The following is a 20708-nucleotide window of genomic DNA, read 5'->3' as shown; positions in this document are numbered from 1 at the left end:
TTAGTATGAAAAGGGTTTTGGATCGGGCCCGAATCGGTTGTTGCCTTCCGTTCCGCGCTGGCAGTTAAAGATCAGAATCACCAGCCAGCCGATGACCGGGATCAACAGCAGCAGCAGCCACCATGCCGAGCGGTCGGTGTCGTGCAGACGCCGAAACTGCACCGCCCACCACGGTAAAAAGACCAGTATGCCATAGATGGTCGTCAGAATGCCTTCGCCGCCCGCCCGCTGCCAGCCCAGCATTTTATCGATGATGCTCAATACGCCGGTCAGGATGAGGTTGACCAGAATAAACATCCAGTACTCTTTGCGCCGCGCACGGCCGCCAAATCCTATATAGTTTTTTAATACCTTGAGATACCAGTCCATTTCTACGCCTCAATTAACCGTCAATCACTTGTTTTTTAAGCGATCGCAATAAGAATAGACGTGAATGAATGGTGGGTAAATATCTGTTTTATGAATTATTGGGCGCCATCACTGGCGCCCGACGGATCAACGGAAGCGCTGGTCGCGACCGTGCGGTTCGCTGAGATCCTGCTGCGGCCCAATGGAGATGATGCCGGTAGGGTTAATGGTTTTATGGCTGCGGTAATAGTGGTGACGAATATGCGGAAGACTCACCGTCTCCGCGATACCCGGCATCTGGTAGATGTCGCGCAGGAAACCGTAGAGATTGAGATAATCGCTGATGCGTCGTTTGTCGCATTTAAAATGGGTCACATACACCGGGTCGAAGCGTACCAGCGTCGTCCACAGGCGAATATCCGCTTCCGTCAGCTGATTGCCCGTCAGGTAACGATGCTGACCGAGGATCTGCTCCAGCCGCTCCAGTGAGGTAAACACCGCATCCACCGCTTCGTCGTAAGCCTGCTGACTGGTGGCAAAGCCGGCTTTATACACGCCGTTATTGACGTTGTCGTAGATCCAGCCGTTCAGCTCATCAATTTGTTCCCGCAGCGCCGGCGGGTAGTAATCCCCGGCTCTGGCGCCCAGGCCATCGAAGGCGGTATTAAACATACGGATGATTTCTGCCGACTCATTGCTGACGATGGTCTGCTGTTTTTTATCCCAGAGTACCGGGACGGTGACGCGGCCGGTGTAGTGCGGGTCGGCGTGCAGATACAGCTGATAGAGAAAATCGTGCTGATAAAGGTTGTCACCGGTGGCTTCCGGGAAGCTGTCGTCAAAGGTCCAGCCGTTTTCCAGCATCAGCGGATGGACCACGGAGACAGGAAGAAAGGGCTCCAGTCCTTTCAGCTTACGCATAATTAACGTGCGATGCGCCCACGGGCAGGCGAGAGAGACGTACAGATGATAGCGATCTTTTTCCGCCGCAAATCCCCCTTCGCCACTCGGGCCGGCCGCGCCATCGGCGGTGAGCCAGTTACGGAAGGCGGAAACGGAACGCTTAAAACGCCCACCGGTGGATTTTGTGTCATACCAGGTATCCTGCCAGACGCCGTCGACTAATTGTCCCATCTTTGTTCCTCCTTCTGACTTCAGATAGCAAAAGCGAGGAGTGGTCTCCTCGCTTTTTTCATTCAGTATAGTGCGCTTACCATTTCTTATTCAGTACACGGTCGATGCTGAATGCGCCCGGTCCGGTAATGGCCAGCAGCAGGTAACCGCCAGCGATGGTCAGGTTTTTCATGAACATCAGGGAGTTCACGCCTTCCGCAAAGTTGCTGTGGAACAGGAACGCGGTCAACAGGGTAAAGCCTGCGGTGAACAGCGCGGTGGTCCGGGTCAGGAAACCGAACAGAATCGCCAGTCCGCCGCCGAATTCAAGGAGGATGGTCAGCGGCAGCAGCGCACCCGGTACGCCCATGGCTTCCATATACTGCTGGGTTCCCGCATAACCGGTGATTTTGCCCCATCCTGCAGTGATAAACAGAATCGGCATCAGAATGCGCGCTACCAGTACACCAACATCTTCTAATTTTTTCATTTCTTACTCCAGAAAACCCAAAGGGCGGCGGTTTTGTTTTTTAGCGCAATCCCGCGTAGTTACACGGTGTTGCTGTCGATGGAGAGGATAGTAGCGAGGCGGAGAGGGAATTGTTAGCAAGGAAAACTGTAGATCTAGTTCAAAGTTTCTGAGTAATCGGCAAGAGGGGGGGCGAAAGATTCCTGAACGCGATGGATCACTACCGCTCCTGGTATAGGCCTGGCCAGGCGGGTAAGAGGACTGGCTGACCGCGGATGGCGGCCAGGAGGCAAGCTGTTACGAACGGCGTTGCGTATCGGGCGGGGAAGTGGCAGAGCGGGACGCCGGGAAAAGCGCCCGCGCTCCGGGCGGCTAGCGGACTGTCGACTGGCGCAGGATCCCGCGGACCAGCCGCCAGGTACTCCATAAACCCAGTCCGCGTTTGGTCCAGCGCATTAAAAAATGCGGGTGCCGTACGGACCACACGGCCATCAGACCGCTGCCTACCATCAGCCACGAACGTAAACTGAGCAGCGTATGCCAGCCTCGGTCTAAGGGCGCAGTCGCATCCAGCCAGTGGCGGCGACAGGCGCTCAGCTCCAGCCGTTGCTGCTGGATCTGGCGCAGCAGTTGCGCCTTTTGCCGTTCACGCTCCTGTCGGCCATTCATGGTTTATCTTCCTCCAGAAGGGCACGGTCGTTCTCCAGCTCTCTTCGGGTCAGGCGCAGCAGTGTGGAGCGTCGCGCCTTACGTAAGGTAAGGATTCCGACAATCGCGGCGGCGAGTAGCAGCACGACGGTCGTGGCGATCATGACGTGCAGGCGGTACTGAGCGTCAACGGCCCAGATAACCAGCACCAGCAGACTCATGAGGCCAAACGCGGCAAACAGCAGCGTCAGTCCGGTCATGATCAGCAACTGGAAGAGGTTGGCTTTCTCCTCCTCCAGCTCCACGACGACCAGGCGCAGCCTTGTTTCCACCATTTCGACCAGCAGCGTAACGATACGCTGGCCAATGGAGAAGACGCGCTGACCCGGCCCCTGCGTGTGTTGTGTATTCGCCATAATCAGCGACGCGACAGCAGGACACCCAGCACCAGCCCGACGGCGGCGCCAATCCCGACCCCAGTCCACGGATTTTCGCGAACATAATCATCCGCTCGCGCGGCGGTCTCACGAGTTTGACGCAAAATCGCTTCGCTGGTCTCACCCAGGCGGGCGCGGCTCTCTTTCAGCGCGCTCTCCGCTTTACTGCGCAGTTTACCCATCTCTTCTTTCGACTTGTCCGCCGAGGAATTCAGTACTTCCTCCAGGGTGTCCGCCAGCGTTTTCAGTTCTGCACGAAGGTCGTCAGTCACATTCTCTTTAGCCATGTCGTTCTCCTGTAGCGTGGTCCGTATTGCGAAAGTTAATGGTGATTAGTAATCCCGAGACTCCAGCGTTTTCAACTCCTGTTGCGCTTCATTGAGTTTATGCTGGCGTTTGTTGATTTTGTCCGCATCGCCTTTCTTCCGGGCTTCCTGCAGATCGCGCTGACGTTCAGCGATCTCTTCCCGCTGTTTGGCAATTTTTTGCTGATGATCGGCTTTGAGTTTACTGTCGCTGCAGTTCTCCCGTACCTGACGTAGCGCGGTATTTAGCCCATCAATGCGACTTTGATTGTGATGCTTTTCGGCATAGCTGATCTCTCGCTGAATATCCTGCTCTTTTTCCTGGCAGGGAGAGGCGGCTATGGCGCTGGCGCTAAGTGAAGACAGGGCCAGAAGCAGAGCGATGCGGTGTTTCATGGATAGTACCTTCCATTGTCTTAGGGTATACCCGGAGGATAAACCCGTTCCCGTTGGTAAACGTGAATGCGTTGATTCACGCAGGTTTAAGCATAGTAACAAATGCGGGAAACCACCAGACTGCGTTGAAAACGCAGTCTGACGGCCGTTTACCCGAGCCGATGCGGCGCGTCGCGCAGGCGGGATAACCAGGCGGTGGGCGAGTTATCGTCCTCCAGCAAGGCGATAATATAACCATGTGGCAGAGCGCGACCGAGAACCTCTTTCGCCGCCGCGCCCTGGGCGGTGGAATCAAACTTAATCAGCAGGCCATCCTTTTGCGGCGTAATGCTCTTGAAGCGGATACCGTTAGCGTCGAGGTGATGCCAGACGGAGAAACCATCCGGCATACTGACGCCCTGGCCAACCGGACGGATCGCCAGCGTGGCCTCCTGCTGCTGCACCGCCAGCCAGAGCCAGAACAGCGCGCAGAGCAAAAGAGAGCCACCCAGCAGCCAGCTGAGCTGGCGCAGGGAAGGGCGTTTTATGACCATCATCAGCCCCGGCTTCTGTATTTTTTCTTCCACAGCACCACCAGCGAGCCGATCAGTCCGAAGACCAACAGCGCAACCGGCAGGAGCATCAGGCAGGACATCAGCTGATCTTCATACTTAAGGAATACCGGGGTTTTGCCCAGCAGATAGCCCAGCGAGGTCAGGATGAGCACCCACAGCAGGCCGCTCATCCAGTTAAAGAACTGAAAGCGGGCGTTATTGAGACCGGAAAGCCCGGCGATGGTCGGCAGCAGCGTGCGCACGAAGGCGATGAAGCGGCCGATCAGCAGCGCGGAGAGGCCATGCTTATGAAACAGGTGATGCGCGCGCTGATGATAGTGAGAGGGCAGATGCGACAGCCAGTTTTGCACGATCCGTGTGTTGCCTAGCCAGCGCCCCTGGATATAGCTCAGCCAGCAGCCGAGGCTGGCGGCGGCGGTGAGCAGCAGCAACGTTTCCGGAAAGCCCATCGCCCCTTTGGCGATCAGCACGCCCACGAGCACAAGCAGGCTGTCCCCCGGCAAAAACGCGGCAGGCAGTAACCCGTTCTCAAGGAACAAAATCATAAACAAGACAAAATACAGCATGCCAATCATGGAGGGATTCGCGAGCGTTTCGTAATCCTGAGCCCACAAGGCATTCAATAACTGGGTTAATAGTTCCATTCACGATTCCTGGTACATCGGTTAACGGCACGTCTGAGCGCGTGGCATGTAGGGCGACAAGATTTTTATGAGATTATGGTCGCTGCTTCGGCGCTCTGAACGCTTCCCTGTATAAAACTGAAGTAAGTCAATACCTACTCCCAGAACGGCAAAATGCATCTAATTGTAACAAATCGCCTGACTTTCCGTCAGAGAAATTGCAAGGTGTTGCTCGTTGATTTTGCTGATTGCGGCGATGTGAGGCGAGAGGATTTACACAGGCTGACACTATATATGTTTTGCTTACCTCAGCCTGCCTGGGGAACAGGCGCGCAGGGGCCGCGCGCCGGGGGGATAAAGGCTTATTTCGCGCCGTTGGCCGCCGTATCGAGATGAACCACCGGGTTTTCGGCAAATAAGTAGCGATCGGCATTAAATTCAAAGTCGTCGCTGGTTTCGTTAAACAGCATTTGCTTGGTATTTTCCAGATGCTGCCACATCGCCAGTTTGGCGGCGTTCGGATCTTTTCGCAGCAGCGCCTTCAGGATCTGATCGTGGTCGTCGCACCAGTTATCGACGGTGCGCAGGTCAATATGCTCATGCAGCTTTTTCCAGTACGGGTTATGCACGCGCTGGGTCCACATTTTTTCCACGATCGCCGCCAGGGCGCTATTCTGCGTGGCCAGCGCCACCTGGACATGAAACTGCAGATCCCACTCGGAGTCGCGGAAACACTTCTCGTTGCGCGCTTTCTCCTGAATCTCCATCAGCTTCATGATGTCCTGCTTGGTCACCTGAGTGGCCGCGAATTCGGCGATATTGCTTTCAATAAGCTGCCGCGCCTGCAGCAGCTCAAAGGGGCCATAGTTGGCGAACTCAAGGCTTTCATCGGCCACTTGCTGGTATTTCGGATGGTTAGAGATAACGTGAATGCCCGACCCTTTGCGGACTTCGACATACCCTTCCACTTCCAGCATGATAATGGCTTCACGAACCACGGTACGGCTAACGTTTTTTTCATCGGCGATAAAGCGCTCGGCGGGCAGCTTATCCCCTACAAGGTAGACACCTTGTTCGATGCGCGTCTTCAGCTCAGCGGCAAGCTGCTGATAAAGACGGCGTGGTTCAATGATTTCCATATTCGCTCCCGCAAGATGGCGACAATATTCGATTTGTTATACCACTTTTACGCGATTTCCACCACTGGCAGGGATGAAAAAGCCGCCTGAGAAGGCGGCTTGGCAGGCGATCACCTCAGCATAAGCGTCTCTAACTCTGGGTGGCCGGTTTGCGGCTGCTAAGCGGCGGCGTGTCATCGTCAGCCGGTTTGTTTTTCAGCACCGTCCAGATGACCAGCGCGCCCAGCAGGTCAAAGACCGCCAGTACGGCAAACAGCGGGCTGAAGCCGATGGTGTCTGCCAGCGCGCCGACGACCAGGGCGAACATGGTGCTCGCCAGCCAGGCGGCCATCCCGGTCAGACCGTTGGCGGTAGCGACTTCGTTACGGCCAAAGACGTCGGAAGAGAGGGTAATCAACGCCCCGGACAGCGCCTGGTGAGCGAACCCGCCGATGCACAGCAGGGCAATCGCCACGTACGGGCTGGTGAACAGGCCGATCATCCCCGGGCCAATCATCAGCAGGGCGCCCATGGTGACCACCATTTTACGCGACACGATCAGATTGACGCCGAACCAGCGCTGGAACAGCGGCGGCAGGTATCCACCGACGATGCAGCCGAGGTCGGCGAACAGCATCGGCATCCAGGCGAACATGGCGATCTCTTTCAGGTTAAAGCCGTAAACCTTAAACATGAACAGCGGGATCCAGGCGTTAAAGGTACCCCAGGCCGGCTCGGCGAGAAAACGCGGCAGGGCGATACCCCAGAACTGACGGTTGCGCAGGATCTGCCACGGCGACATTTTCTTCGCGTTATTGGTCTGGTGTTGAGACTCCTGGCCGCCAATGATGTAGTCGCGTTCTTCGTCAGATAATTTCTTCTGATCGCGCGGGTGTTTGTAGAAGATCAGCCAGGCGATGGCCCAGGCGAAGCTCAGCACCCCGGAGATAATGAACGCCATCTGCCAGCTGTGCATGACAATCGCCCACACCACCAGCGGCGGCGCGATCATGGCGCCGATAGAGGAACCCACGTTGAAGTAGCCCACCGCGATTGAGCGCTCTTTCGCCGGGAACCATTCGGAGCTGGCTTTCAGCCCGGCGGGGATCATCGCCGCTTCCGCCGCGCCCACCGCGCCGCGGGCCAGCGCCAGGCCACCCCAGCTGCCGGCGAGGGCGGTCGAGCCACAGAATATCGCCCAGGCGATAGCGAAGAAGGCATAGCCGACTTTAGTCCCCAGAATATCAAGGATATAGCCTGCGACAGGCTGCATGACGGTATAGGCAGCGGAATAGGCTGCAATGATATAGGAGTACTGTTGGGTCGAAATGTGTAACTCTTCCATCAGCGTCGGCGCGGCCGCCGCCACGGTGTTACGGGTCAGGTAGCCCAGCACGGTGCCCAGCGTCACCAGTGCGATCATGTACCAACGTAACCCTTTAATTTTACGCATGTAAACCTCATCGTCTGTAATTTCTCCGCACCAGGTGCGGCCTCTCCTGACGGCGATACGCGGTCGGGAAAGCGAAACGGAGGGTTCAGGAGGGCGGTCCCCTCTGGCCCGAACCTTACCATCAGTTGTTATGTAAAAAGTCGGTATCCATTCCGTATAAGCCGATGCCATCAACACCGGTAAAGCATTCCGTCGGTTTATATGTTGCGACGGCAGAAAGATAACTTGTCATACAACTTTAAAAGTTGAGTGCTGTCACAAAAGTGGGAAAGTTAGTGTGGTCTTTATGACTGGCGAGGAAAGCCAGATACGGCGCGCCCTGGCGAGACGTTTGCCGCGGACAGGCGGTTTTTTTTATCAGCGTTTATTGATCTAACTCACGAAAAACAGTTCGGTCTGTGGAAATTGGTGTGATAACTTTGTCAGCATTGTAGTCAATCATCTGAAAGGCTCCTGTTCCGGAGCGAAGAGGACACACGAATGACACCGTTTATGACCGAAGATTTTCTACTCGATAGCGAATTTGCCCGCCGCCTGTACCACGATTACGCGAAAGATCAGCCTATTTTCGACTACCATTGCCACCTTCCGCCGCAGCAGGTTGCCGAAAATTATCGTTTCAAAAATCTGTATGACATCTGGCTGAAAGGCGATCACTACAAATGGCGCGCGATGCGCACTAACGGCGTGCCGGAGCGTCTGTGTACCGGGGATGCCTCCGATCGCGAGAAATTTGACGCCTGGGCAGCCACCGTGCCTCACACGATTGGCAACCCGTTATACCACTGGACCCATTTAGAGCTGCGTCGCCCATTTGGTATTACAGGTAAGCTGCTGTCACCTTCCACCGCCGATGAGATCTGGGAACAGTGCAATGCGTTACTGGCGCAGGACGCCTTCTCCGCCCGCGGGATCATGAAGCAGATGAACGTGAAGATGGTCGGCACCACCGACGATCCGATTGATTCCCTGGAACACCATGCGGTTGTCGCCAAAGACACTTCATTTGATATCAAGGTGTTGCCGAGCTGGCGCCCGGATAAAGCGTTCAACATCGAGCAGGCGACCTTCAATGACTATATGGCTAAGCTGGGTGAAGTGTCCGACACTGATATTCGCCGTTTTGCGGACCTGCAAAGCGCGCTGACCAAACGTCTGGACCACTTTGCCGCTCACGGTTGCAAAGTCTCCGACCACGCCCTGGACGTAGTGCTGTTTGCGGAAGCGACCGACGCCGAGCTGGACGCCATTCTGGCGCGTCGCCTGGCTGGTGAAACCCTTAGCGAACGCGAAGTGGCGCAGTTCAAAACCGCGGTGCTGGTGTTCCTCGGCGCAGAGTATGCTCGTCGCGGCTGGGTGCAGCAGTACCACATCGGCGCGCTGCGCAATAACAACCTGCGTCAGTTCAAACTGTTAGGCCCGGACGTTGGCTTTGACTCGATCAACGATCGCCCGATGGCTGAAGAGCTGTCTAAGCTGCTGAGCAAGCAGAACGAAGAGAACCTGCTGCCGAAAACCATTCTCTACTGCCTGAACCCGCGCGATAACGAAGTGCTGGGCACCATGATCGGTAACTTCCAGGGCGAAGGGATGCCGGGCAAGATGCAGTTCGGCTCCGGCTGGTGGTTCAACGATCAGAAAGACGGCATGGAGCGGCAGATGACCCAGCTGGCGCAGCTCGGCCTGCTGAGCCGCTTTGTCGGGATGCTGACCGACAGCCGCAGCTTCCTCTCCTACACGCGCCACGAATACTTCCGCCGCATTCTGTGCCAGATGATCGGCCGTTGGGTGACCGCCGGCGAAGCGCCTGCGGATATCGCGCTGCTGGGCGAGATGGTGAAAAACATTTGCTTTAACAATGCGCGTGACTATTTCGCCATTGAACTGAACTAAGACCAGAGGTCGGTTGATATGCAATACATCAAAATCCATTCGCAGGATAACGTCGCGGTCGCGCTGGCGGATATGACGGCCGGTAGCGTGGTGACGATCGACAATGACCCGGTCACCCTCGGTCAGGATATCGTTCGCGGACACAAGTTTGCACTGCGCGCTATCGCGAAAGGGGAAAACGTCGTTAAGTATGGGCTGCCGATTGGCCATGCGCTGGCGGATATCGCGCCGGGCGAGCATGTCCATGCGCACAATACGCGCACCAATCTCAGCGACCTTGACGCGTATCGCTATCAACCGGAACAGGTTGCCCAACCGCCGCAGCCAGCGGATCGCGAAGTGCAGATTTATCGTCGCGCCAATGGCGACGTCGGCGTGCGCAATGAGCTGTGGATCCTGCCGACCGTCGGCTGCGTCAACGCCATGGCCCGCCAGATGCAGAACCGTTTTCTGAAAGAGGCAAACGGCGCGGAGGACATCGATGGGGTGCATCTCTTCAGCCATACCTATGGCTGCTCGCAGCTCGGGGACGATCACCTCAATACCCGCACCATGCTGCAGAATATGGTTCGCCATCCGAACGCCGGGGCGGTGCTGGTGGTGGGCCTTGGCTGTGAAAACAACCAGGTGGAGGCCTTTCGCGAAACGCTGGGCGAGTATGATCCGCAGCGCGTGCACTTTATGGTTTGTCAGCATCAGGACGATGAAGTGGAGGCGGGAGTGGCGCATCTCCACCAGCTGTATGACGTGATGCGTCAGGATAAACGTCAGCCGGGTAAGCTGAGCGAGCTGAAGTTTGGCCTCGAGTGCGGCGGGTCTGACGGCCTGTCCGGCATTACCGCCAACCCGATGCTGGGGCGCTTCTCAGACTACGTGATCGCCAACGGCGGCACCACCGTGCTGACCGAAGTGCCGGAGATGTTCGGCGCTGAACAGCTGCTGATGAGCCACTGCCGCGACGAAGCGACCTTCGACAAGCTGGTGACTATGGTCAATGACTTTAAGCAGTACTTTATCGCGCACGACCAGCCTATTTACGAAAACCCCTCGCCGGGCAACAAGGCTGGGGGGATCACCACCCTCGAGGATAAGTCGCTGGGCTGTACCCAGAAAGCGGGCTCCAGCCAGGTCGTGGATGTCCTGCGCTACGGCGAACGTCTGAAAGTTCATGGTTTGAACTTGCTGAGCGCGCCAGGCAATGATGCCGTCGCCACCAGCGCGCTGGCCGGCGCCGGCTGCCATATGGTGCTGTTCAGCACCGGCCGCGGCACGCCGTACGGCGGCTTTGTGCCGACGGTGAAGATCGCCACCAACAGCGAGCTGGCGGCAAAGAAAAAGCACTGGATCGACTTCGATGCCGGACAGCTGATCCACGGCAAAGCGATGCCACAGCTGCTGGAGGAGTTCGTGGATACCATTGTGGCTTTCGCCAACGGCAAACCGACCTGTAATGAGCAGAATGACTTCCGCGAGCTGGCCATCTTTAAAAGCGGTGTTACCCTGTAAAGGCGCATTCATATTGGCGCCCGGGCGGCGTTGATCGCGCATTGGCCTGATAGCGCAGCGTAATCGGGTAAGCAGCAGCGGCGTTTCAGCCTGTGAAGCGCCGTTTGTTTTTTCTCTCAGGGAGCTTTCATGACCGCGTATTGGCTGGCTCAGGGCGTCGGCGTCATCGCCTTTCTTATCGGCATTACCACCTTTATCAACCGCGACGAACGTCGCTTCAGGCTTCAGCTGGCGGTCTATAGCGCCGTTATCGGCGTCCATTTTTTCCTGATGGGCGCCGCGCCTGCCGGGATGAGCGCCGGGCTTAATGCGCTCCGCACGGTCATTTCCCTGCGCACCCGCAGCCTGTGGGTGATGACAGTCTTTATCCTGCTGACGTTGATCCTCGGCCTTGGCAAGCTGCAGCATGCTATGGAGCTGCTGCCGATTATTGGCACTGTCGCCAGCACCTGGGCGCTGTTTCGCTGTAAAGGGCTGACCGTCCGCTGCGTGATGTGGTGTTCCACCGCCTGCTGGGTGACGCATAACCTGTGGCTGGGTTCGATTGGCGGGACGCTGATTGAAGGCAGCTTCCTGATCGTCAACGGCCTGAATATCATTCGCTTCCGCCGGATGCAAAAGCGGGGTATCGATCCGTTCAGGGTTGAAAACGCGGTGCAGGAAGAGAGCCCCTCCGCGCGGTAGCGGAGGGGAAAGGCATTAACTGCGCAGGGCGTTTTTCGCCAGCTGGTCGTCTTCCGCCATGCAGGCGGCGGCGGTAAACAGGGCGTCGGTGGAGGAGTTCAGCGCGGTTTCGCAGGAATCCTGCAGCACGCCGATGATAAAGCCGACGGCAACCACCTGCATCGCCACATCGTTCGGAATACCAAACATATTACAGGCCAGCGGGATCAGCAGCAGCGAACCGCCCGCCACGCCGGAGGCGCCGCAGGCGCACAGCGAAGCGACCACGCTCAGCAACAGCGCCGTCGGCAGATCCACCGGAATGTTCAGCGTATGGACCGCCGCCAGCGTCAGCACGGTAATCGTGATTGCCGCGCCCGCCATATTGATGGTCGCCCCCAGCGGAATGGAGACCGAATAGGTATCGCGATCCAGGTTCAGCTTCTCGCATAGCGCCATATTCACCGGAATATTGGCGGCGGAGCTGCGGGTGAAAAACGCGTAGACGCCGCTTTCGCGCAGGCAAGTCAGCACCAGCGGATAGGGGTTACGGCGAATCTTCCAGAACACCAGCAGCGGGTTAATCACCAGCGCCACCAGCAGCATACAGCCCACCAGTACCAGCAGCAGCTGGGCGTAGCCCCACAGCGTTTCAAAACCGGTGGTCGCCAGGGTGGAAGAGACCAGGCCGAAGATCCCCAGTGGCGCAAAGCGGATCACCACTTTAACGATAAAGGTCACCGCGTGGGAGATATCGTTGATCAGGTTTTTCGTGGTGTCGTTACCATGGCGCAGGGCGAAGCCAAGCCCCACTGCCCACACCAGAATACCGATATAGTTGGCGTTCAGCAGGGCGTCGACCGGGTTGGACACCATGCTCATCAGCAGACTACGCAGCACCTCAACAATCCCCGACGGCGGCGTGATGCTGTCGGCGGCGGTGGTTAAGTGCAGAGTCGACGGAAAGAGAAAACTGAACAACACCGCAGTCAGCGCCGCGCTAAAGGTGCCCAGCAGATAGAGAAACAGAATAGGGCGAATACTGGTTTTTTGTCCGTGCTGATGGTTGGCGATCGAGGCCATGACGAGCATCAATACCAGCACCGGCGCTACCGCCTTTAACGCGCCGACGAACAGGGTCCCCAGCAGGCCGACGGCGATAGCCGCTGGCTTAGACACCAGCGCCAGCAGCACGCCAAGCACCAGGCCGATTAAAATTTGTTTCACCAGGCTGCCTTGCGCCAGGCGGGAGAGCCACCCTGATGGGGGAGTGCGTGTTGTCATAATTCATTCCTTCCAGTGATGTAGCAAGCCATCCCAGCCACGTATTATTTGTTACGTTTATGTCAGGATGTAAATAGATGTTTGCATAGCCGAGTATACGGAAAGAAAGCCTGGCGGGAAGCGTAAAATACTGTGATTTTAATCTGGATCTTATTTTTTAACCACGCAGTAACATAATTGTGACATGAGCAGGCATTCTCGTTATGAGAAGGTCTGCTATAGCCGATTACCGCGCCGCCAGCGGGAGCCGACGGCGCGCCAGGCAGGTTATTCAGGCAGTTTGCGCTGCTTGTCGTGCTGCTTGTTGACCCAGGCGTTAATCAACAGCGTGACGGTCAGGATGCCGCCCACGACCCCCAGCGAGATGGCGACCGGGATATGGTAGAAGTCGACGATCAGCATCTTCACGCCAATAAACACCAGGATCACCGACAGGCCATATTTGAGCATCGAGAAGCGCTCAGCGACCCCCGCCAGCAGGAAGTACATGGCGCGCAGGCCGAGAATGGCAAACAGGTTCGAGGTCAGCACGATAAACGGGTCGGTGGTGACCGCGAAGATCGCCGGGATACTGTCGACGGCGAATATCACATCGCTCAGCTCGACCAGAATCAACACCAGCAGCAGCGGCGTGGCGAACAGCACCCCGTTTTTACGGGTGAAGAAGCGCTCGCTCTCGATTTTATCGGTCATTCGCAGATGGCTGCGGATCCAGCGCACCAGCGGTTTGTCGCCGATGCCGGAATCATCCTCTTTCGCCAGCGCCATCTTCACGCCGGTAAACAGCAGGAAGGCGCCGAAGACGTACAACAGCCAGTCGAACTGGGAGATAAGCCAGCTGCCGGCGAAGATCATAATGGTGCGCAGAACAATCGCCCCGAGGACGCCATACACCAGCACCCGGCGCTGCAGAGCAGGCGGCACGGCGAAGTAGCTGAACAGCATCAGCCAGACGAAGACGTTATCGACCGCCAGCGCTTTTTCAATCAGATAACCGGTGAGGAAGGCCAGGGCCTGCGGATCGGCGACGGCGCGGCCCTGGGTTTGCACCAGATACCACCAGAACGCGGCGTTGAACAACAGAGAAAGTGTGACCCAGAGGATAGACCAGCCAGCGGCCTGCTTCATGGTCATGCTATGCGAACCGCGTCGTCCCTGAAGCAGCAGGTCGATCGCCAACATGATCGCGACGACGACAGCGAATCCACCCCATAGCAACGGCGTGCCGACAGTATTCATTTGATATTCCTTACATAAAAACAAAAACGGCTGACGTCGGAAGACGGCAGCCGCTGCGCTTTTATGCATAGACCTCGCCTTCCGGCAAGGTCTCACTTACAACAACCAAAGTTCATCGCGATGGGCTTTGGTGATTGCCCGGCGACCGGATGCGGTATTACACGCATCGTAATGACGATCGGCCGGCAAGGAAGTTACTCCCCTTTGCTCGTAACAAAATATGTCACGAGGCGGTTTTCGTCAATGGCGGCCAGACGGGCCTTTACACTCTTTTACGCCAGCGGCTGCGTATCGGCCGGGAAGATCACCCCGGTCTGGCGACGAATTTCGCTCGACAGTTTCGCCGTGATACGGCTCACAGCCAGGCCCGGGTGGTCGACATCCTCTGTTTCCACCAGCCGCGCGAAGGTCTCCGCCTCATACAGCATAGTATTGATATGCTGCGGCTGCGTCAGGTCCTGGGCTTTGCCGCCGCGCGGCACAAACGCCAGCTTCTGGCACTCGGAGATTTTTTCGATCACCAGTACCCCCTCTTCCCCCTGAATTTCGCTGGGGATCGCCGAGTCGCTCACCTTGGAGTGATGCAGCGTCACGTCGAAGTCGTCATAGCTCAGCACCACGGTGCCCTGGGCGTCCACGCCGCTGTCCAGCAGGCTGGCGGTGGCATGAACGGCCCGCGGTTCGCCCCACAGCGCCACAGCGGACGCCAGGCAATAGAAGCCGATATCCATAATCGAACCGTTGGAGAACGCCGGATTAAAGGTGTTGGGGTTTTCGCCGTCGAGGTAGCGCTGGTAGCGCGAAGAGTACTGGCAGTAGTTAATGAAGGCTTTACGCAGTTTACCCACTTTGCCGAGGGTTTCCTTCAGCAGCAGAAAGTTGGGCAGGCTGGCTGTTTTGAAGGCTTCAAACAGCACCACGTGGTTGGCTTTCGCCACCGCGATGGCCGCCTCGACCTCCTGTAGATTCGACGCCAGCGGTTTTTCGCAAATGACGTGCTTCTTGTGGCTCAGGAACAGCCGCGTCTGCGGGAAGTGCAGGGAGTTCGGGCTGGCGATATACACCGCATCAATGGCGTCGCTTTGCGCCAGCGCCTCCAGCGAGGTATACAGATGCTCGACCGGATAGTCATTGGCGAAGGCTTGCGCCTGTTCGAGGCTGCGGGAGTAGATGGCGGAAAGTTTATATTTGCCGGTTTCATGGGCGGCATCGACAAACTGCTTAGTGATCCAGTTTGTGCCAACAACTGCGAAACTTATCATAAACGGTGACGAACTCCATTAAAGGGAACCTGTCGCCACTCTATCATGCCCCCATGACAAAACCAGTGCGTGACTACGCAGAACGCTTCAACGAAAGGTGCGTCAGCCACAGGCGGGTGTCGAACTCCAGCTGGTGGTATTGCGGCTCCATATGGCAGCACAGCTGATAGAAAGCCTTGTTGTGATCCTTCTCTTTCAGATGCGCCAGCTCATGAACCACGATCATGCGCAGAAAGGCCTCCGGCGCGTCGCGAAATACCGTCGCCACGCGGATCTCCGCTTTGGCTTTCAGCTTGCCGCCCTGAACGCGGGAAATGGCGGTATGCAGGCCGAGCGCATTGTTCAGCACGTGGATCTTACTGTCATACATCACTTTGTTGATCGGCGCCGCGGCGCGCAGAAAGCGGTTTTTCAAGTCCTGGGTGTACTGATATAGCGCTTTATCGCTGTTAACGTCGTGCCCTTGCGGATAGCGCTTTTGCAGCACCTCGCCGAGGCGGTCTTGCTCGATTAACGTGGTCACCTGCGCCAGCAGCGATTCAGGATAGCCCTGTAAATAAATGAGTTTTGTCATCGTCTTATCATTATGTCTGTCAGGAGGGCAGTTCAGCCACGGTCATGGTAAAGACCAGCGGCGCGGGTCCCGCATTCCGGTACCCGTGCTCTGTTTCGGTACGGGCCACCGCGGATTCTCCGACCGCCACCGTGCGGCAGGTCTCGCCAAGCGTCAGCGTCAGCGCGCCGGCTTCCACGTGCAGCAGCTCGAAGGTCGTCGCCGGGTGGCCGGGCGAGGTAAAGGCTTCGCCGGGCTGCATCTCCCAGCGCCACAGCTCAATCATATTCGGCCCGGCGGTGCCGGCGAGAAGCCTGGCGCTGCCTCCCAGCGGGCCTTGCCAGAGGGTGGGGATCTGCTCGGCGGGAATAATATGCAACGCGGGTTCGCTTGCCACATTGACAATATCCGCCACCGAAACGCCCAGCGCGGCGGCGAGTTTGCAGAGGATCGCAATGCTGGGGTTGGCGGCCTCTTTTTCCATCTCGACCAGCATACCTTTGCTGATGCTGGCCCGGCGCGATAGCTCGTCCAGCGACATTTTTTTCGCTTTACGGTAGGCCTTCAACCGCGTGGCGACGGCGCGACTTACCTGGTCGACATCAGCTCCTGAATCGGTCGTTATATTGACTTTTACGTTCATTGGTCACTATGATGAAACAAATTGGTCATTACAGGATTATCGAATGCGTAGCGTAACGCCGTCAATCGAATCTGCGGTCAGCCGCCTGGCGCCGGGCTTTCGGGCATTAAGTATTGTGGTGGAGAGTGCGCCGGTGGCCAACCCCGCCATCGCGGAGCAGGCGCTGGCCGAGGCCTGCCAGGCGGTGCAGCAGGATGATGTGCCCTGGGCGCAAGCGCACCTGGCGGCATGGGATGAAGCCTTCAGCGCCTTCGGCGCGAAGGCGAAACGTACCCCCTGTTCGGCGCAGGCGCTGCGCAAGCGGGTGCTGAAAGAGGGGAGCCTGCCGGCCATCGATCCGGTAGTGGATATCTACAACGCGATCAGCATTCGCTATGCCGTCCCGGTCGGTGGGGAAAATCTGGCCGCCTACCGTGGCGAACCGCGGCTGGCCATTGCCCGCGGCGATGAGCCATTCGATACGCTAAAATCGGCAGAGCCGGTGGTGGAATATCCGGAGCCGGGCGAAGTCATCTGGCGGGATGATATAGGCGTAACCTGCCGACGCTGGAACTGGCGACAGGGCGTACGTACCCGGCTGGACAGCGGCGCGCAGACGATGTGGTTTATTCTCGAAAGCCTGCCGGCGATGCCGTTGTCGGCCCTGCAAGAGGCGGGAGAGCGGCTGGTAGGCTATCTGCAGCAGCTGATGCCCGGTGCCCGCGCGTCGATAACGCTGCTGCAAGCCGATGGCGAGGGCGATCTACGCTGAGCGGCGATGATCAGCGATCTCTCTTCAACTGGACAGGATTTGCGTATAAACTCGCGGGTTTTACTATTCCGGAGGCGGAGAGGCGATGAGCCAGGCAGAGTTAAACGGTGAGTTATTCACATTAGAGCGGTTCCCACCTAACGCTGAAGAAGAAGCGCTTCAGGCGTGGGAAGCGGCGGATGAATATCTGCTGCAACAGGTGAATGACGTCGACGGCCTGACGCTCATCTTCAACGACGGCTTCGGCGCGCTCGCCTGCGCGCTGGCGGAGCGCAACCCCGTCAGCATCAACGATTCCTTTATTTCCGAGCTGGCGACCCGCCACAACCTGCGGATGAACGGCATTGATGAAGAGAGCGTGCGCTTTCAGGATAGCCTGAGCCCGCTGCCGGCCGCGCCGGCGCTGGTGCTGATTAAGGTGCCAAAGCAGCTGGCGCTGCTGGAACAGCAACTGCGCGCCCTGCGCGCAGTGGTGACGCCGGAAACCCGCATTATCGCCGCAGCGAAAGCCCGCGATGTGCATAACTCGACGCTGGCGCTGTTTGAAAAGATCCTCGGCACCACCACCACCTCGCTGGCATGGAAAAAAGCGCGTCTGATCCACTGCGTTTTCACCGCCCCTGAGCTGGCCGATGCGCCGCAAACCTACAGCTGGAAGCTGGACGGCACGCCGTGGACCATCCACAACCATGCCAACGTTTTTGCCCGCAGCGGTCTGGATATCGGCGCGCGCTTCTTCCTGCAGCATTTACCGTCTAATTTAGAAGGCGAGATCGCCGATCTCGGCTGCGGCAACGGGGTGATTGGCCTGCAGGCGCTGGCGCAGAACCCGAACGCGCGGGTCATGTTCACCGATGAGTCGCACATGGCGGTGGCTTCCAGCCGGTTGAACGTCGAGCACAACCTGCCGGACGATATCGACCGCTGTGAATTTATGGTCAACAACTCGCTCTCCGGCATTGAGCCGGACCGCTTTACGGCGATCCTGTGCAATCCGCCGTTCCATCAGCAGCACGCCATTACCGACCATATTGCCTGGCAGATGTTTAACGACGCCCGCCGCAGCCTGAAATACGGCGGCGAGCTGTACGTCGTCGGCAACCGCCACCTCGATTACTTCCGTAAGCTGAAGCGCGCGTTTGGTAATTGCACGACGATTGCGACGAACAATAAGTTCGTCATTTTGAAAGCGACCAAGGTGCGTAAGCAGCGCTGATGCTTGTCGCAGTTTACCCGGCTTGCGGCTGTCGCCTTAGCCGGGCTAGCGTGCGGGATTATCGTGGTAGCCCGGGGAAGGCGCATCGCGCCGCCCCCGGGACACGGCTAAATCGTCAGCGCCAGCTTCGTGCCCTGGGCAATCGCCCGGCGCGCATCCAGCTCCGCCGCCACGTCGCAGCCGCCGATCAAATGCACCGTTTTCCCTGCCGCGCGCAGCGGTTCCGCCAGCTCGCGGCGCGGCTCCTGACCGGCGCAGACAATCACATGATCCACCGCCAGCAGCTGGCGTTCGCCGCCGATAGTCACATGTAACCCCTCATCATCGATCTTCTCATAGCTGACCGCCGGGATCATTTTCACGCCGCGCGCCAGCAGCGTCGCGCGATGGATCCAGCCGGTGGTTTTGCCGAGCCCTTCGCCCGGTTTGCTCGCTTTGCGCTGCAGCATCACAATCTGTCGCGGGCTTTGACTCAGCTGCGGGCCTTCAGGACGCAGCCCTCCCGCCGTTTGCAGGCTGGTATCGATACCCCATTCGCGACAGAACTCGCCGATATCCTGGCTGGTGGCCACGCCCGACTGGCTTAGGTACATCGCGGTGTCGAAGCCGATGCCGCCGCAGCCGATGATCGCCACCTTCGCGCCAACCGGCGCTTTGTCGCGCAAGACATCCAGGTAGCTGAGCACCTTGGGATGATCGATCCCGGCGATCGCCGGCAGGCGCGGGGCGATACCGGTGGCGAGGATCGTCTCATCGAAAGCCAGCAGATCATCTGCCGTAACGCGGGTGTTCAGGCGCAGATCGACGCCGTTAAGATCGAGCATGGTGCGGTAGTAACGCAGCGTCTCGTGGAACTCCTCTTTGCCAGGGATCTGTTTGGCGATATTAAACTGGCCGCCGATCTCCGGCAGCGCATCGAACAACGTGACCTGATGGCCACGGGCGGCGGCGTTAACGGCAAAGGCCAGACCGGCCGGCCCGGCGCCGACCACCGCCAGCCGTTTAGGCGCGTTGGCAGGCAGGACCGGCATCAGGGTTTCATGACAGGCGCGCGGGTTGACCAGACAGGAGGTGACTTTGCCGACGAAGATCCGATCGAGACACGCCTGGTTGCAGCCGATGCAGGTGTTGATCTGATCGGCACGATCGTTCTGCGCTTTTGACATAAATTCGGCGTCGGCGAGGAACGGGCGGGCCATCGATACCATATCGGCATCGCCGCGGGCGAGAATATCCTCCGCGACCTGCGGATCGTTGATGCGGTTGGTGGTGATCAGCGGGATCGACACCGCGCCTTTCAGCTTGCGGGTGACCCAGCTAAAGGCGCCGCGCGGTACCGGCGTGGCGATGGTTGGAATGCGCGCTTCGTGCCAGCCGATCCCGGTGTTGATGATGGTCGCTCCCGCCGCTTCAATCGCTTTGGCCAGTTCAGTGACTTCCGCCAGCGTGCTGCCGTCGTTGACCAGATCGAGCATCGATAGGCGGTAGATGATAATGAAATCGTGACCGGCGCGCTGGCGCACGGCCTTGACCACTTCAACGGCGAATCGCATACGGCGCGCGTAATCGCCGCCCCATTGATCGCTGCGCTGGTTAGTGCGCGCGGCGAGGAATTCGTTAATCAGATAGCCCTCAGAGCCCATCACCTCGACGCCGTCATAGCCCGCTTCCCGCGCCAGCTGGGCGCAGTGGGCAAAATCATCGATCAGCGTGAGGATCTCGTCGTGGCTCAGCTCATGAGGGGTGAACCGGTTTATCGGCGCCTGCAGAGGCGAAGGGGCGACCAGCGCGGGCTGGTAGCTGTAGCGCCCGGTGTGCAGGATCTGCAGGGCGATTTTACCGCCTTCCTGATGTACCGCGTCGGTGATCTGGCGATGATGCGCCAGATGGCTGGCATCGTTGAGCACCGCGCCGCCGGCCATGGTCACCCCGGACGGGGCGGGAGCGATGCCGCCGGTGACGATCAGCGCCACGCCGTGACGCGCGCGCTCGGCGTAAAAGGCCGCTAACCGCTGCGCGCCGTCGGGCAGTTCTTCCAGACCGGTATGCATGGAGCCCATCAACACGCGGTTTTTAAGGGTGGTGAAGCCCAGCTCAAGCGGGGCGAAAAGCGACGGATAGCGGCTCATAATGGCTTCCAATGTAAAATTATTGTTATGTGGTCGGATGAGTTACTAATTTAGCCGTCGTGGAGAAAAAGGGAAAAGGGGAGTGCGGTGATTGTGATGGGATTC

22 protein-coding genes are annotated in these 20708 nt (G+C 58.1%); 5 read left to right on the top strand and 17 right to left on the bottom strand.

The window, feature by feature from the left end; genetic code table 11:
• The 11 genes from ACQUTP_RS20910 to ACQUTP_RS20860 form a co-directional block, all read right to left on the bottom strand.
• On the bottom strand, positions 1-369 hold the full coding sequence (locus ACQUTP_RS20910) for a DUF805 domain-containing protein (RefSeq protein ID WP_017900662.1): 369 nt from the start codon (positions 367-369) through the stop codon (positions 1-3).
• Between the two features lie 126 nt (positions 370-495).
• On the bottom strand, positions 496-1482 hold the full coding sequence (locus ACQUTP_RS20905) for a glutathione S-transferase family protein (RefSeq protein WP_064178183.1): 987 nt from the start codon (positions 1480-1482) through the stop codon (positions 496-498).
• Positions 1483-1558: 76 nt separating this feature from the next.
• Positions 1559-1951: a DoxX family protein gene (locus ACQUTP_RS20900; protein ID WP_002917920.1), complete on the bottom strand. Its 393-nt coding sequence runs from the start codon at positions 1949-1951 to the stop codon at positions 1559-1561.
• 351 nt (positions 1952-2302) lie between these two features.
• Positions 2303-2599, bottom strand: a complete 297-nt coding sequence (locus tag ACQUTP_RS20895; protein ID WP_017900664.1) for a YqjK-like family protein — start codon at positions 2597-2599, stop codon at positions 2303-2305.
• Positions 2596-2994, bottom strand: coding sequence for a phage holin family protein (locus tag ACQUTP_RS20890; protein ID WP_023291093.1), 399 nt, complete (start codon positions 2992-2994; stop codon positions 2596-2598). Before ACQUTP_RS20890 ends, ACQUTP_RS20895 begins: the two co-directional genes overlap by 4 nt.
• 2 nt (positions 2995-2996) lie before the next feature.
• A complete protein-coding gene (locus ACQUTP_RS20885; protein WP_002917916.1) occupies positions 2997-3302 on the bottom strand; it encodes a DUF883 family protein in 306 nt (101 codons plus the stop codon).
• A gap of 45 nt (positions 3303-3347) precedes the next feature.
• Positions 3348-3716, bottom strand: a complete 369-nt coding sequence (locus ACQUTP_RS20880) for a DUF1090 domain-containing protein (RefSeq protein WP_004206124.1) — start codon at positions 3714-3716, stop codon at positions 3348-3350.
• Between the two features lie 149 nt (positions 3717-3865).
• Positions 3866-4243 carry an EnvZ/OmpR regulon moderator MzrA gene (gene mzrA / locus ACQUTP_RS20875; protein ID WP_072096611.1) on the bottom strand — a complete coding sequence of 126 codons (378 nt, stop codon included), beginning with the start codon at positions 4241-4243 and terminating at the stop codon, positions 3866-3868.
• An 8-nt stretch (positions 4244-4251) separates the two neighbouring features.
• Positions 4252-4914 (bottom strand): DedA family general envelope maintenance protein YqjA, encoded by a 663-nt coding sequence (gene yqjA / locus ACQUTP_RS20870; protein WP_004206121.1) that lies wholly within the window; start codon positions 4912-4914, stop codon positions 4252-4254.
• A gap of 341 nt (positions 4915-5255) precedes the next feature.
• Complete coding sequence (exuR, locus tag ACQUTP_RS20865) at positions 5256-6032, bottom strand: transcriptional regulator ExuR (protein ID WP_004206120.1); 777 nt, start codon at positions 6030-6032, stop codon at positions 5256-5258.
• Between the two features lie 130 nt (positions 6033-6162).
• Entirely contained in the window at positions 6163-7464 is a 1302-nt protein-coding gene (locus tag ACQUTP_RS20860; RefSeq protein WP_094309204.1) for an MFS transporter, read from the bottom strand.
• Between the two features lie 480 nt (positions 7465-7944).
• Here ACQUTP_RS20860 and uxaC point away from each other — a divergent pair, with 480 nt between their 5' ends.
• The 3 genes from uxaC (at position 7945) to ACQUTP_RS20845 (ending at position 11547) form a co-directional block, all read left to right on the top strand.
• Positions 7945-9357, top strand: a complete 1413-nt coding sequence (gene uxaC, locus ACQUTP_RS20855) for a glucuronate isomerase (protein WP_004206118.1) — start codon at positions 7945-7947, stop codon at positions 9355-9357.
• An 18-nt stretch (positions 9358-9375) separates the two neighbouring features.
• Positions 9376-10863 carry a UxaA family hydrolase gene (locus tag ACQUTP_RS20850; protein WP_017900666.1) on the top strand — a complete coding sequence of 496 codons (1488 nt, stop codon included), beginning with the start codon at positions 9376-9378 and terminating at the stop codon, positions 10861-10863.
• A 129-nt stretch (positions 10864-10992) separates the two neighbouring features.
• A complete protein-coding gene (locus tag ACQUTP_RS20845; protein WP_004206116.1) occupies positions 10993-11547 on the top strand; it encodes a YgjV family protein in 555 nt (184 codons plus the stop codon).
• A gap of 15 nt (positions 11548-11562) precedes the next feature.
• Here ACQUTP_RS20845 and sstT read toward each other — a convergent pair whose 3' ends face one another.
• The 5 genes from sstT to ACQUTP_RS20820 form a co-directional block, all read right to left on the bottom strand.
• The gene (sstT, locus tag ACQUTP_RS20840) at positions 11563-12810 is read right to left on the bottom strand and encodes a serine/threonine transporter SstT (RefSeq protein WP_004206115.1); all 1248 of its coding nucleotides are present in this window, start codon (positions 12808-12810) and stop codon (positions 11563-11565) included.
• 267 nt (positions 12811-13077) lie between these two features.
• Positions 13078-14049, bottom strand: a complete 972-nt coding sequence (locus tag ACQUTP_RS20835) for a TerC family protein (protein ID WP_004188496.1) — start codon at positions 14047-14049, stop codon at positions 13078-13080.
• A 272-nt stretch (positions 14050-14321) separates the two neighbouring features.
• Positions 14322-15311, bottom strand: coding sequence for a Gfo/Idh/MocA family protein (locus tag ACQUTP_RS20830; RefSeq protein ID WP_285755843.1), 990 nt, complete (start codon positions 15309-15311; stop codon positions 14322-14324).
• A gap of 73 nt (positions 15312-15384) precedes the next feature.
• Entirely contained in the window at positions 15385-15885 is a 501-nt protein-coding gene (locus ACQUTP_RS20825) for a M48 metallopeptidase family protein (protein WP_222690077.1), read from the bottom strand.
• Positions 15886-15904: 19 nt separating this feature from the next.
• Positions 15905-16507, bottom strand: a complete 603-nt coding sequence (locus ACQUTP_RS20820) for a helix-turn-helix domain-containing protein (protein ID WP_064178188.1) — start codon at positions 16505-16507, stop codon at positions 15905-15907.
• Positions 16508-16550: 43 nt separating this feature from the next.
• On the opposite strand from ACQUTP_RS20820, the gene ACQUTP_RS20815 reads away from it, so the two are divergent.
• The gene (locus ACQUTP_RS20815; protein ID WP_049093394.1) at positions 16551-17258 is read left to right on the top strand and encodes a B3/B4 domain-containing protein; all 708 of its coding nucleotides are present in this window, start codon (positions 16551-16553) and stop codon (positions 17256-17258) included.
• A gap of 85 nt (positions 17259-17343) precedes the next feature.
• On the top strand, positions 17344-18474 hold the full coding sequence (gene rlmG, locus ACQUTP_RS20810; RefSeq protein WP_032456645.1) for a 23S rRNA (guanine(1835)-N(2))-methyltransferase RlmG: 1131 nt from the start codon (positions 17344-17346) through the stop codon (positions 18472-18474).
• 107 nt (positions 18475-18581) lie between these two features.
• Here the strand turns inward: rlmG and ACQUTP_RS20805 are convergent, their stop codons facing one another.
• Positions 18582-20603: an NADPH-dependent 2,4-dienoyl-CoA reductase gene (locus tag ACQUTP_RS20805; RefSeq protein ID WP_032456644.1), complete on the bottom strand. Its 2022-nt coding sequence runs from the start codon at positions 20601-20603 to the stop codon at positions 18582-18584.
• Positions 20604-20708 lie beyond the last annotated feature (105 nt).

The organism is Klebsiella sp. 2-CIP_Kleb. (assembly GCF_050378715.1).
Classification (GTDB): domain Bacteria; phylum Pseudomonadota; class Gammaproteobacteria; order Enterobacterales; family Enterobacteriaceae; genus Klebsiella; species Klebsiella quasipneumoniae.
The sequence above is the reverse complement of the archived record's forward strand: the minus strand, read 5'-3'. Positions and strand labels throughout refer to the sequence as shown.